Below are 13,138 nucleotides of genomic sequence, written 5' to 3'. Positions count from 1 at the left end.
AAATCTCGCCCGCGAGGTTGGCGTTTTGATCCGATCAGAGTACAAAAGGACGTAACGGTCCTCAGGGGCCGGACACATGACCGCCGGGCACCCACGCGCAGCCGACCCGCCAATCGGGCCGCCGCATCAGGAACGGGCAGCGGTTCCCGACCTGATCGGCTCTGTACGGTGCACGCCCTGATCACCCGACGGCCATGCCCGGCGGCGGCACCGCGCATGAGGCGGTGCCGCCGCCTCATGCGCCCCGGCGCGCACCACGCGCCGTCAGGCGGCGCCCCGCTGCAACGCCTCGCAGACCGCCACCGATTCGCGCGCCCCCAGCTCGACCGCCCGACCGCAGTGGGCGATCCAGCCCGCGACTCCCTCGCCCGTGCCGGAGGCGTAGCCGCGCAGCGCCGACAGATACGCCTCGTTCCCCAGCTCCGCGTGCCCGACCTCGGCAGGCGTCACCCCCTTGGGATCGAGCCCACTGCCCACCAGCACGAGGCGCTCCGCCGCGCGTGCGACGAGCGCATTGAACGTACCGAACGGCCGCAGCGCGAGCAGTTCGCCGTGTACGACGGCGCCGGTCACCAACGCGGGCGCGCGCGAGCCGGCCGCCACCAGACGACCGAGCCCGTCCAGCCGCGCCGCCACCTCGTCGGGCCCGGGGAGCGGCAGGCCAAGCGCCGTGAGTCCCGACTCCGCCACCCTCTCCCCTGCGGTCCGTGGCCGGCCCACCGTGTCCTGCGGCGCGATACCGCCCGCGGCCACCAGGTGCAGTCTCGCCAGGACCCGCAGCGGCGACTCCCGCCAGACGGCGAGCAGCTGACCGGCCTCCGCCGTCAGGCGCAGGGCCGCGCCCAGCGTCCTGGCCTCTTCGGAGGCACCGAAATCGCTCCGGCGTCGCACCTCTTCGAGCGCCCAGTCGGCGCCGGACAGCGCGGCCGAGCCGCGCGCGCCGCGCAGTGCGCCCTCCGCGGCGACCTCCGGGCTGCGGCGGCGCATCACCCGGTGCCCGTACACGCCGTCCACGGCCTTGCGCACGGCCTCGACGGCCGCCTCGACGCCGGGCAGCGCGGCCAACCGGGCGAGCGGATCTGTTGTCGTGTCGGCGTTCATCGCGCGCCGTTCGGCGGAGCCATCGAAGCAGTCAGAGCCATAACACCGAGCCTAGGCCCGGTCCAGCACGCGCCGTCGACACGTTCGAGTGGACTTCTTCACTCGCTGTCCGCGGCCATCCCCCGGACGCGGGTACGCTATTGAACATGAAGATCGCTTTCGTTGGCAAGGGTGGCAGCGGCAAGACGACGCTGTCCTCGCTGTTCATCCGGTACCTGGCCGCCCGGAGAGTCTCGGTGACCGCGGTGGACGCCGATATCAACCAGCACCTCGGGGCCGCGCTCGGCATGGATGAGGCGCAGGCGGCATCGCTCCCACCGCTCGGCGGCAAGCTGCCCCTGATCAAGGACTACCTGCGCGGCGACAATCCGCGCATCGGGTCGGCCGAGACCATGATCAAGACCACGCCGCCCGGCGCGGGTTCCCGGCTGCTGCGGCTCGACGGCGCGAATCCGGTCTTCGACGCCTGTGCCAGGACGGTGGCCCTCGGCGAGGGCGCGTCCGCTCGGCTGCTCGTCACCGGGCCCTTCACCGCGGACGACCTGGGCGTCGCCTGCTACCACTCCAAGACCGGCGCCGTCGAGCTGTTCCTCAATCACCTGGTGGACGGGCGCGACGAGTACGTCGTGGTCGACATGACGGCCGGCAGCGACTCGTTCGCCTCGGGGATGTTCACCCGCTTCGACATGACCTTCGTCGTCGCCGAGCCGACCCGCAAGGGGGTGTCGGTCTACCGGCAGTACCGGGAGTACGCGCGGGACTACGGCGTGGCCCTGCGTGTCATCGGTAACAAGGTGCAGGGGCCGGACGACATCGCGTTCCTGCGGGCGCAGGTGGGCGACGACCTGCTGGTCACGCTGGGGCATTCCGATTGGGTTCGCGCGCTTGAGCGCGGCGAGCGACGGCCGTTCACCGGCCTGGAGGAGGGCAACCAGGAGGCGCTGGGCGCACTGTACCGGGCCGCGGACGCGGCGTACGAGCGCAGGGACTGGGAGCGGTACACGCAGCAGATGGTGCACTTCCACCTGAAGAACGCGGCGAGTTGGGGGAACGAGCGGACCGGAGTCGATCTTGCCTCGCAGGTCGACCCCGGCTTCGTGCTCCGCGAAGTGCCGAGCACGAGTTCCAGCCCCAGTCCGCAGCCCGCCTGAGCTTCACACGGCCAGGCGCACGCGCCGGCCTCCGCGCGGGGCGCTCACGCCCCGCGCAGGAATGTGGCCCAGCCGCCCTCTGGCCGCTCACCGACGCCCAGGGTCCGCAGCCGTTCGAGCACGGCCGGATTCTGGGCGTCCAGCCAGTCGACGAGCTGCCGGAAGGACACGCACTGCACGTCCTCCCGAGGGCACAGTTCCTTGATCACCGCCTCGACGGCCCGCATGTACGCGCCACCGTTCCAGTCGTTGAAGTGGTTTCCGATGATGAGGGGCGCACGATTGCCGTCGTACGCCCGGTCGAACGCCGCGAGCAGCCCGTCCCGCATCTCCGCCTCGCCGGCGCCGTTGACCATGAAGTTGTAGTCCATGGACAGCGTCTCGAACGACCGGCCGGGCACCGGCACGGACTGGAGCGGGATGTCCCAGACCCCCTCGCGCTGCTGCGGCCACACCTGAAGGCCGTTGCCGCTCGAGTCATACCGGAAGCCGAGCCCCGCGGCCGCGGCGAGCAGGTTGTCCTGGCCTTCGAGGCAGGGCGTGCGGCCGCCGATCAGCTCCTTGTCGTAGTCGAACGGCAGAGGTTCGAGGTCGGCGAACCCGGTCGTCGTCCGCCAGTTCTTCACCATCCACTTGGCCTGTTCGACCTCGCTCACCCAGTCCTCCGGCGACCAGGACCCGACCCCGGAGGGTCCGCAGAAGTGCCCGTTGAAATGGGTGCCGATCTCGCTGCCGTCCAGCCACGCCGCACGCACCTGCTCCAGCGTCGCGGCGATGTTCTCGTCCCTGAGGTAGCCGATGTCCGAGGCGCCGGGGGCCTTGCCCGGCGGGTGGTATTCGGTGCGTCTGCTCTCCGGGAGGAGGTAGACGCCGGACAGGAAGTAGGTCATGTGCGCGTCGTATTTCTTGCCCAGTTCCCTGAAGTGGGAGAAGAGGCGGTTGCCGTCCTCGCCCGCGCCGTCCCAGGAGAAGACGACGAATTGAGGGGGCTCCTCACCGGAGGCCAGCCGGTCGGTGCGCGGCTGGTTGGGCTGCCGCCCGGTGACGGCCGTGGAACCGTCGCCGATCAGGCGCGGCGCCCGCTCGGGCGCCCGCTCGGGCGCGCCGGGCGCCGCCGCGGCGGCCTCCTTCCCCTTGTCCTTCCCCTTGTCCTCCGCCGCCGGTCCCTCCTCGCCGCCTGAACAGCCGGCGAGCCCCAGCGCCAGAACGGCGATCACCGCACACGTTGCCTTTCGGCCGCCAGGTCCAGCCGCCATCGTTCCTCCTGCCGCTCGTGAAGTCGTCTTGTCGGTGCTGTGCGTTGCCCGACAAACGTCTCTTCCGGTCAGGAAAGATGGTGGGACGACAAGCCTTTCAAATGACTATTTCCCTCGAAAGGTGTAATTAGAGGGCCAAAAGAGTCTGCGGACTAGTAACGGGCTTTACGTGGCATTACTGTTCATTTACTAGCGCTTGAGAGATGCCATACCGGCCCTACGGACGGAGACGGAAATGTCCGCCCCCCACCGCGCCGATCTGTCCGCCTCAATTTCGGTCTTCCTGATCGCTCTGCCGCTGTCCCTCGGTATTGCGCTCGCCACCGGTGCCCCGTTGCAGGCCGGACTCGTCGCGGCCGCGGTCGGCGGGATCGTGGCCGGCTCACTCGGCGGAGCACCCTTGCAGGTCAGCGGCCCCGCCGCCGGCCTGACCGTCGTCACCGCCGAGCTGATCCACGAGTACGGCTGGCGCACCACCTGCGCCATCACGGCACTGGCCGGGCTCGCCCAGCTCGGCCTCGCCGCGCTGCGCGTGGCCCGTTCGGCGCTCGTGGTCAGCCCGGCCATCGTGCACGGGATGCTCGCCGGCATCGGCATCACCATCGCGTGCGCGCAGTTGACCATCGTTCTGGGTGGCAGTGCGGAAAGCTCGGCCCTCGACAATGCGGCGCAGCTCCCCGAGCTGCTGGCCGACCCGCATGTGACCGCGATGACGGTCAGCCTGCTCAGCGTCGCCGTCCTGCTGCTCTGGCCCCGACTGCCAGGACGCGGCGGCGCGACGGTGCGCAAGGTGGCTCCCGCGGCACTCGCGGCCGTCTCGGTCGCCACCCTCCTGTCCTGGTCGGCCGACCTTGAGCTGTCCCGCGTGGACCTGCCGTCCTGGAGCAGCCACGCCCTGCCGGAGATGCCCGACGGTCCGGTGCTCGGCCTCCTCGCCGCCGTGCTCACCGTCACCCTGGTGGCGAGTGTGGAGTCGCTGCTCTCGGCGGTGGCCGTGGACAAGCTGGCCGCCGCCAGGCAGCGTTCCGGCGGCCCGCGGGTGCCCAGGGCGGACCTGGACCGCGAGCTGCGGGGGCAGGGCGCGGCCAATGTCGTGTCAGGTGCTCTCGGCGGCCTGCCCGTCACCGGCGTCGCGGTGCGCAGCTCGGCAAACGTGGCGGCCGGCGCCGTGAGCCGCGCCTCCACAGTGCTGCACGGGTGCTGGGTGGTGATTGCCACCGGGCTGCTGGTGGCCGTGCTCGAGCTGATCCCCCTGGCTGCTCTGGCCGCACTCGTGATGGTCGTCGGCATCCAGATGGTCAACATCACCCACATCCGCAGCGTCACGAAGCACCGGGAGGTGCTGGTGTACGGCGCGACGGCGGCCGGGGTCACGCTCCTGGGGGTTCTGGAGGGCGTTGCCATCGGTGTCGCCGTGGCCGTCGGAGTCGCATTGCACCGCCTGACGCACACGCGAGTCGTGCACGAGCTGCTGCCGGACGGCACCCATCAGGTGCGGGTCAGGGGCCAGTTGACGTTCCTCGCCGTGCCGAGGCTGAGCCGGGTGCTCGGCGAGATCCCCGAGAGCGCGCCGGTGAGCATCGACCTGGACGGCACGTTCATGGACCACGCGGCCTACGAGACCCTGCACGACTGGCGAACGGCGCACGCGGGCCAGGGAGCACCCGTGGAGATCACCGGGCGCGCCGGGCAGCAGATCGGGGAGCCGAGCGCACACCACTGCCGACCGTGGCAGTCCTGGCACAATCATCAGTGCACGGCAGCCATTCCGAACGGCGAGCCCGCAGGGCCGGGAGCACGGCCGGACGACCAGCTGCTGGGCGGCGTGCGGAACTTCCAGCGCACCACGGCCCCTCTGGTGCGCCGTGAGCTGGCCCGCCTGGCACAGGAGGGACAGCGTCCCGGGCAGCTGTTCCTGACGTGTGCGGACTCCCGGGTGGTCACCAGCATGATCACTTCGAGCGGACCGGGGGATCTGTTCACCGTTCGGAACATTGGGAATCTGGTGCCGCCGCCCGGCGTCGAATCTTCGGACGACTCCGTTGCCGCGGCCATCGAGTACGCGGTGAACGTGCTGCGCGTCACGTCCATCACCGTATGCGGGCACTCCGGCTGCGGAGCTGTGCAGGCCCTCAGCACCACGGACGTCACGCGACGCGGCGCGCCGGGGCCGACGGGGCAGGCCGGGTCCTTGCAGCGCTGGCTGCGGCACGGTCATCCGACGCTGGACCGGCTGGCGCGGCTGGCGGGGGCGGCCCCTCGCATCGATGTGCGTCCGGCCACCAACGCACTGGAAACGCTGTGCCTGACCAACGTGGTGCAGCAGCTCGACCACTTGGCCGCGCACGAATGCGTGGCGGAGCGGATGGCGGAGGGCACGCTGGCGGTGCGCGGGATGTACTTCGACGTGGGGGAGGCCCAGGCTTATGTGCTGAATGGCCGTGAGGGGGCGACGCCCGTGTTCACGCCGGTCCAGCCGGACGTCGGATCGGAGATGCTGGCAAGCTGAGCGATGAGCGGCTGACCGGCCGTTCGGCGCCGCCACAGCGCGCCGATTGCCCGTTCACCGCGGCGCGCGGCCGTTCAGCGCAATAGGTCTACACCAGTCGCCCCGTTGCCCTTGTCAAAGAGGCAACGAGACTGATGAGGTGTGCCGTGGGACACAGCTGACGCCGCGAGGAGATGCCGTGAGTAACGAAAGTCTGGCCAACCTCATGACGGAGACGCGGAAGTTCGCGCCCCCGGCCGAGGTGGCCGCCGATGCCAATGTCACCGCCGCGGCCTACGAAGCCGCTGCCGACGACCGGCTGGCCTTCTGGGCCAAGCAGGCACGCCGGCTCAGCTGGGAGACGGCGCCCACGCAGACCCTCGACTGGTCGAATCCGCCCTTTGCCAAGTGGTTCGCCGACGGCCGGCTGAATGTTGCGTACAACTGTGTGGACCGGCACGTCGAGGCGGGGCACGGCGACCGGGTGGCCATCCACTTCGAGGGCGAGCCCGGCGACTCGCGGGCCATCACCTACGCCGAGTTGCAGCGGGAGGTCGCGCGGGCCGCCCACGCCCTGACGGAGCTGGGCGTCCAGACCGGCGACCGCGTGGCGATCTACATGCCGATGCTGCCCGAGACCGTCATCGCAATGCTGGCCTGCGCCCGCATCGGAGCCCCGCACTCCGTGGTCTTCGGCGCGTTCTCGGCCGACGCCCTCGCCACCCGCATCGAGGACGCGGATGCCCGCGTCGTCATCACCTCGGACGGCGGCTACCGCCGCGGGGCGCCCTCCGCCCTCAAGCCCGCGGTCGACGAGGCGCTGACCCGTCCGGGCGCTGCCAATGTCCGCCATGTCCTCGTCGTGCGACGCACCGGTCAGGACATCCCCTGGACCGAAGGCCGCGACGTGTGGTGGCACGAGCTGACGGAGCGCCAGCCCGACGAGCACACGCCCGAGGCGTTCGACGCCGAGCACCCGCTGTTCATCCTCTACACCTCGGGCACCACCGGCCGCCCCAAGGGCATCCTGCACACCTCCGCGGGATACCTCACGCAGGTGGCATTCACGCACCACGCCGTCTTCGACCTCAAGCCGGAGACGGACGTCTTCTGGTGCACCGCTGACGTCGGCTGGGTCACCGGCCACTCGTACATCGTGTACGGGCCGCTGGCCAACGGCGCCACCGAGGTGCTGTACGAGGGCACGCCCAACACGCCGCACAACGGCCGGTGGTGGGAGATCGTGCAGAAGTACGGCGTCACCATCCTGTACACCGCGCCCACGGCGATCCGCACCTGCATGAAGTGGGGCGACGACATCCCCGCGCAGTTCAATCTGGAGAGCCTGCGCATCCTCGGCTCCGTCGGCGAGCCGATCAATCCCGAGGCGTGGATCTGGTACCGCAAGCACATCGGCGGTGACCGCACGCCGGTCGTCGACACCTGGTGGCAGACCGAGACCGGCGGCATCATGATCAGCCCGCTGCCGGGCGTCACCTCCGCCAAGCCGGGCGCCGCCCAGGTTCCGCTGCCGGGCATCAGCGCCACTGTCGTCGACGACGACGGGGCCGAGGTGGGCAACGGCTCCGGTGGCTACCTCGCGCTGACCGAGCCCTGGCCGTCGATGCTGCGCACCATCTGGGGCGACGACCAGCGCTTCCTCGACACCTACTGGTCACGGTTCGAGGGCAAGTACTTCGCCGGCGACGGCGCGAAGAAGGACGCGGAGGGCGACATTTGGCTGCTCGGCCGCGTCGACGACGTGATGCTGGTATCCGGGCACAACATCTCGACCACCGAGGTCGAGTCCGCGCTCGTCTCCCACCCGCGAATCGCCGAGGCCGCGGTCGTCGGGGCCACGGACCCGCAGACCACGCAAGCCATCTGCGCGTTCGTCATCCTGCGGGGCGGAGCCGCCGAGGAAGAGGGGCTGGTCGAGGAGCTGCGGGCGCACGTCTCCAAGGAGCTGGGCCCCATCGCGAAGCCGAAGCGCATCCTGCCGGTGGACGAGCTGCCCAAGACCCGTTCCGGCAAGATCATGCGCCGTCTGCTGCGCGATGTCGCGGAGAACCGGGAGCTGGGTGACGTCACCACGCTCACCGACTCCACGGTGATGGACCTGATCCAGCGCAAGCTGCCCACCGCGGCAGGCGAGGACTGACACCGCCCGGCAGCGGCAGACTTCAGGGGCGCCCGGCCCGCGGCCGGGCGCCCCTATAGCATTTGCGACATCACTCCCCAGAGCGACGGCGAGGTGTCGCCAACTGACGCCCCACCACCGCAGCACTACTGTCACGTGCACCAATGACATCCGCCCAGGGAGAAGAAAGAGGGAGATCGCGATGAGCGCAGCCGAAGAGGGCCGCAGCCTCGGGGAGCTGGTCGCCTCGGCCACCGCCGAACTGTCCGGACTGGTGCACGACGAGATCGCGCTTGCCAAGGCGGAGATCCGGCAGGACGCCAAAAAGGCAGTGCTCGGCAGTACCGCGGGCATGGTCGGGGGCTTCCTCGCCCTCTTTGCGGTGCCGTTGTTCAGCTTTGCCCTGGCGTTCTGGCTGCGCAACTGGTGGGACATCCCGCTCGCCGTCGCGTGCACGATCGTCGGCGGCCTCTACATCGTTCTGGCGCTGATCCTCTTCGTGCTGGCCAAGCGCAAGTTCGGCGGAGTGTCCAAGCCCGAACGGTCCGTGCGCTCCGTCAAGGAGTCGGCCGCCGTTCTGTCCAGCGTCAAGCCCCATCCGCGTCCCGTCCCCGCCGACAAGGCAGGCTCCTCGACATGACCGCTGCCGATCAGTCCGGGATGCGGTCCTCGGTCATCCTGCGGGACGGCCCGTGGACGCACCGCGACGTCGCCGCCAATGGCGCCCGCTTCCACATTGCCGAAATGGGCGAGGGTCCGCTCGTACTGCTGCTGCACGGCTTCCCCCAGTTCTGGTGGACCTGGCGGCACCAGCTGACCGCCCTGGCCGAGGCCGGATACCGCGCCGTTGCGATGGACCTGAGGGGCATGGGCGGCAGCGACCGCACCCCCCGGGGCTACGATCCGGCCAACCTCGCGCTCGACGTCACCGGAGTGATCCGTTCCCTGGGCGAGCCGGATGCCGCCCTCGTCGGCCACGACCTCGGCGGCTACCTGGCGTGGACGGCGTCCGTGATGCGGCCCAAGCTGGTCCGCCGGCTCGCCGTCGCATCCATGCCGCACCCGAGGAGCTGGCGCGCCTCGCTGCTCCGTGACCCGCGGCAGACCGCGGCCAGCTCGTACATCTGGGGCTTCCAGCGCCCGTGGCTGCCAGAGCGGCAGCTCGTCGCCGACGATGCCGAGGCAGTGGAACACCTGCTGCGGAGCTGGTCCGGCCCGCGGCAGCCGGAGGACGAGGACATCGCCGTCTACCGCCAGGCCATGGCCATCCCGTCCACGGCGCACTGCGCGGTCGAGCCGTACCGGTGGATGGTCCGTTCGATGGTGCGGCCGGACGGCATCCAGTTCAACCGGCGGATGAAGCGACCCGTGCTGGTGCCGACGCTGCATCTGCACGGCTCGCTCGACCCCGTGATGCGCACCCGGAGCTCCGCGGGCTCCGGCGAGTACGTCGAAGCGCCGTACCGCTGGCGCCTCTTCGACGGCCTGGGCCACTTCCCGCACGAGGAGGACCCGGCCGCGTTCAGCACGGAGCTCATCGACTGGCTCCGGGACCCGGAGCCCGACCGCTGAGCCCGGCCCGGAACGCCGCGTCGTATCGCTCGGAGCCGAGCGCCGCGCGCGCCCTCGCCTCGATCCGGTCCACATCCCCGCGCTCCGCCGCCGGAAGCGGCGCGCCCAGCGCGGCACGGCACCCGGCCGCTGCGCCCAGCAGCCTCGCCGCCCGGTCCGGCCGTCCGCCCAGCGCGTAGGCGCCGGCGAGCCCCTCGGCGGCGAACGCCACGGCCCGCGGGTCGCCGGTGAGACGGGCGGCTCTGAACCCCTGAATGTGCAGCGCGAGCGCCTGACCGGCGTCGCCGCGCAACTCCGCGATGAAGCCCAGCTCGGCCAGCGTCAGCGCAATCGGCGTATGGGCCTCGATCCGCTTGTTCCAATCGAGCCAGCGGCGCAGATACCGCTCCGCCACCTCGAAATCTCCGCGGCGCCGCGCGCTGAGGGCCAGCCCGATCTCGGCGAACTGCTCCCCGTTGGTATGGGAGTAACGCGCGGCCAGCTGTCTCGCCCGTTCGTGCAACTCGTCCGCCGCTGCGTAGTCCCCCCGCAGCAGCGCTATGCGGCCGAGGCTGGACAGCTTCTCCGAGACGTGGGGCCGTATGCCCAGCTCCTCGGCGATGCACAGCGCCTCGTGGTGCAGCCGCTCGGCGCGCCCATAGTCGCCGACGATCTCGGCCTCGGAACCGAGCGCCTCGGTGGCCTGCAAGCGGCCCCAGGCATCCCCGAGCTCGATGAACACGGCCAGACTCTCCCTGCCGTTGCGGCCGAGCGTCGCCAGGTCGCCGCGCATGAGGGCGACGGACGCCTGGGCGGCGAGCGCCGCGGCCGTGCCCCAGCGGTCGTGCGCCGCACGGAAGGCGGCCAGCGCGCTCGCAATCCGCTCCTCCGCCGAAGTCAGATCGCCGAAGCCCCACTGGGCGAAACCCACAAACCACTCCGCCCAGGCCCGGCCCCGCCGGCCCGGGCGGGTGGGCTCCGGTGGTGACGCACCGAGCCGGTCGTAGCGCGCCAGCGCGTCTGCGCCACCTTCGAGCGCGCCCGTCTCGTCGGTGATGAGCATGGCGATGCCGGCCCGCCACACCGCGGCCTCGGCGCGCGCGGCGTGCGGCGCGGCGCCGGTGAGCGCCAGGGCGCGGTCGAGCCAGCGGCGCGCCTCCCGCACCCGGCCGCGCAGGAACCAGTACCACGCAAGGGCATTGACCAGCCGGAGCGCATCGCCCGCGGCGCCGCACCGCACCGCGTCGCCCAGGGCGGCCCGCATCCCGGCCGACTCGCGGTCCAACCGTTCCAGCCACTGCCGCTGCCCGGGGCCGTACAGCTCGGGGGCGATCCGCTCCGCCAGCGCGACGCAGAACCGCCGCTGCCGCTCGCGCACCGCCGCCAGCTCCCCGGCGCCGCGCAACTGCTCCAGGCCGTACGCGGCAACGGACTCCAGCAGCCGGTACCTCGGTCCGTCGAGGTCCTCGGTGGCCACGAGGAGGGAACGGTCGACCAGCCGGCCGAGCAGCCGCACGACCTCGCCGGCCGGGACATCGGCACCGGCGCAGACGGCTTCCGCCGCCGGGAGGCCGCACCCGTCGGGGTGGACGGCGAGCCGGCGCAGCACGGCGCGCTCCTCCTCGGGCAGCAGCTCCCAACTCCAGTCGATCATGGCCCTGAGGGTCTGCTGACGCGGCGGAGCACCGCGGTATCCGGAGCCGAGCAGCGCGAAACGGTCATCGAGGCGCGCGGCGAGCTCGCGCACGCCCAGGGCGCGGACCCGCGTGGCGGCCAGCTCAAGAGCGAGGGGGATGCCGTCGAGGCGACGGCACACGGTGGCCACCGTCGCCTCGTTCTCGTCCGTGAGGACGAAGCCGGGCGCAGCGGCGGCGGCCCTGGCCATGAACAGCTCGACGGCGTCCGCCTGGGCGAGCGGGGGCACCGTCCGCAGCTGCTCCCCCGCGATGCCGAGCGGCTCCTGTCCCGTGGCGAGGATGTGCAGCCCCGGTGCGGCGCGCAGCAACCGCTCGGCGAGTGCGGCGGCGGCCTCGACGACGTGCTCACAGTTGTCCAGGAGGAGCAGCAGGCGCCGCTCGCGCAGGGCGTGGGCGAGCGGGTCGTCGGGCGGGCCGGGCGGTCTGCCGGCAAGTCCGCGGGAGGCGGTCTCGCGAATGCCGAGCGTGGCGGCGATCAGCTCGGCGAGCGAGCTTTCGGTGCCTGGCCCGGCCAGTGCGGACAGCTCGACGAGCCACACGCCATCGGGAAACTCGCCGCCGGTGAGCTGCCAGGCGATCTCGAGCGCGAGCCGCGTCTTGCCGACGCCGCCGGACCCGACGAGCGTGACGAGCCGGGCGCCGTCGGCGATCTGGGTACGCGTCTCGGTCGCGGAACGCTTCCTGCCGATGAGCGCGGTGACAGGGGCGGGCAGATTGGTCCCCGGAGAGGTGGGCGGCTCGGCCCTGGGGCCGGCGACCAGGCGCGGGTCCTGAGTGAGGATCGCACGGTGCAGCGCGCTCAGCCGGGGGCTCGGATCGAGCCCGAGGTCCTCGGCCAGGCGGCGCCGCAGACGGTCGTACACCTCCAGTGCCTCCCCCTGCCTGCCGGAGAGATAGAGGGCGCGCATGTGCAGGCCGTGCAGCCGCTCGCGCTGCGGATGGTGCTCGACCTGCTCCCGCAGCTCGGCGACGAGGGCGGTGTGGTACCCGAGCTCCAGACGGGCTTCCGCGTGGTCCTCCAGGGCGTCGAGCCGCTGCTCGGCGAGCCGGTCGGCGGCGGCACGGGCGGCCGGGTGTCCATGGAAGCCGGCATAGGCGTCGCCGCGCCACAGGCCCAGCGCGTCGGACAGCAGGGCGGCGCGGTCCCTGGGGTCCTTCGCGGTGCGGGCGCGGTCGGCCAAGTGCCGGAAGCGGCCCGCGTCCACGGCCTCCGGAAGAACGCGCAACTGGTAACCGGCCGGTCCCAGCACCACCAGCTCCCGGCTGCCCGGCTCGGCCCGGTCGAGGGCACGGCGCAGTTGGGAAACCTTGGTCTGCAGGCTGTTGACCGGCTGCCGGGGCTGGCGGGCACCCCACAGCTCGTCGCAGAGCCGGGACACGGAGACGGGCTGGCCCTCGCCTGCGAGGAGAACGGCCAGCAGGGCGCGCACCTTCAGCTCCGGAACCTTGACCGGGCTGCCGTCCGCCCCCCGGACCGTGAGCGGACCGAGCACACCGAAAAGCATGCGTACACGGTATCCGGGGCCACTGACAACGGAGAGTAACGGGCCGCTCTCCGGCCGGGTACCGGGCGCGGGCGCAGGAACGGGCTTCACGCCCGGTACGCGCACGGTTCACGCACGGCGGCTCCGGGGCGGCCGTGCGTGAACCGTGCGTGAACCATAAGCGGCCCCCGGCACGGTGGTTCCAGACAGGCACGGAAGCCGGGACAGGCGCCGCGAGACCGGGCCGGCGCCCCGCGCGCACTGCGGGAC

Annotated in this window: 8 protein-coding genes; 5 read left to right on the top strand and 3 right to left on the bottom strand. The window is 71.7% G+C overall.

Going from position 1 to position 13,138, the window contains the following annotated elements:
* Nucleotides 1-264: 264 nt before the first annotated feature.
* Complete coding sequence (locus tag STBA_RS18820; RefSeq protein WP_077060361.1) at nt 265-1,101, bottom strand: oxidoreductase; 837 nt, start codon at nt 1,099-1,101, stop codon at nt 265-267.
* Nucleotides 1,102-1,247: 146 nt separating this feature from the next.
* On the opposite strand from STBA_RS18820, the gene STBA_RS18815 reads away from it, so the two are divergent.
* Nucleotides 1,248-2,252, top strand: coding sequence for an ATP-binding protein (locus STBA_RS18815; protein WP_077060360.1), 1,005 nt, complete (start codon nt 1,248-1,250; stop codon nt 2,250-2,252).
* A 44-nt stretch (nt 2,253-2,296) separates the two neighbouring features.
* On the opposite strand, the gene STBA_RS18810 is transcribed toward STBA_RS18815, so the two are convergent.
* On the bottom strand, nt 2,297-3,508 hold the full coding sequence (locus STBA_RS18810) for a hypothetical protein (RefSeq protein ID WP_077060359.1): 1,212 nt from the start codon (nt 3,506-3,508) through the stop codon (nt 2,297-2,299).
* Nucleotides 3,509-3,743: 235 nt separating this feature from the next.
* Between STBA_RS18810 and STBA_RS18805 the strand changes: the two genes are divergently transcribed.
* The 4 genes from STBA_RS18805 (at nt 3,744) to STBA_RS18790 (ending at nt 9,708) form a co-directional block, all read left to right on the top strand.
* Complete coding sequence (locus STBA_RS18805) at nt 3,744-6,017, top strand: SulP family inorganic anion transporter (RefSeq protein ID WP_077060358.1); 2,274 nt, start codon at nt 3,744-3,746, stop codon at nt 6,015-6,017.
* A gap of 178 nt (nt 6,018-6,195) precedes the next feature.
* Nucleotides 6,196-8,157, top strand: a complete 1,962-nt coding sequence (gene acs / locus STBA_RS18800) for an acetate--CoA ligase (RefSeq protein WP_077060357.1) — start codon at nt 6,196-6,198, stop codon at nt 8,155-8,157.
* 181 nt (nt 8,158-8,338) lie between these two features.
* Entirely contained in the window at nt 8,339-8,776 is a 438-nt protein-coding gene (locus STBA_RS18795) for a phage holin family protein (RefSeq protein WP_077060356.1), read from the top strand.
* Nucleotides 8,773-9,708, top strand: coding sequence for an alpha/beta hydrolase (locus STBA_RS18790; protein WP_077060355.1), 936 nt, complete (start codon nt 8,773-8,775; stop codon nt 9,706-9,708). The genes STBA_RS18795 and STBA_RS18790 overlap by 4 nt, the downstream gene beginning before the upstream one ends.
* Here STBA_RS18790 and STBA_RS18785 read toward each other — a convergent pair.
* On the bottom strand, nt 9,671-12,889 hold the full coding sequence (locus STBA_RS18785; protein WP_077060354.1) for a BTAD domain-containing putative transcriptional regulator: 3,219 nt from the start codon (nt 12,887-12,889) through the stop codon (nt 9,671-9,673). The two genes, STBA_RS18790 and STBA_RS18785, sit on opposite strands and share 38 nt — an antisense overlap.
* Nucleotides 12,890-13,138: the final 249 nt, after the last annotated feature.

The organism is Streptomyces sp. MP131-18 (assembly GCF_001984575.1).
Taxonomy (GTDB): domain Bacteria; phylum Actinomycetota; class Actinomycetes; order Streptomycetales; family Streptomycetaceae; genus Streptomyces; species Streptomyces johnsoniae.
Note: the sequence above shows the minus strand (reverse complement) of the source record. Positions and strands in the feature narration are given on the sequence as shown.

What these genes read in the sequence shown, in the direction of transcription:
- STBA_RS18815 (WP_077060360.1), top strand. Translation starts at nt 1,248, where the DNA reads ATGAAGATCGCTTTCGTTGGCAAGGGTGGCAGCGGCAAGACGACGCTG.
- STBA_RS18785 (WP_077060354.1), bottom strand. Translation starts at nt 12,889, where the DNA reads ATGCTTTTCGGTGTGCTCGGTCCGCTCACGGTCCGGGGGGCGGACGGC.
- STBA_RS18795 (WP_077060356.1), top strand. Translation starts at nt 8,339, where the DNA reads ATGAGCGCAGCCGAAGAGGGCCGCAGCCTCGGGGAGCTGGTCGCCTCG.
- STBA_RS18810 (WP_077060359.1), bottom strand. Translation starts at nt 3,508, where the DNA reads ATGGCGGCTGGACCTGGCGGCCGAAAGGCAACGTGTGCGGTGATCGCC.
- STBA_RS18820 (WP_077060361.1), bottom strand. Translation starts at nt 1,101, where the DNA reads ATGAACGCCGACACGACAACAGATCCGCTCGCCCGGTTGGCCGCGCTG.
- STBA_RS18805 (WP_077060358.1), top strand. Translation starts at nt 3,744, where the DNA reads ATGTCCGCCCCCCACCGCGCCGATCTGTCCGCCTCAATTTCGGTCTTC.
- STBA_RS18790 (WP_077060355.1), top strand. Translation starts at nt 8,773, where the DNA reads ATGACCGCTGCCGATCAGTCCGGGATGCGGTCCTCGGTCATCCTGCGG.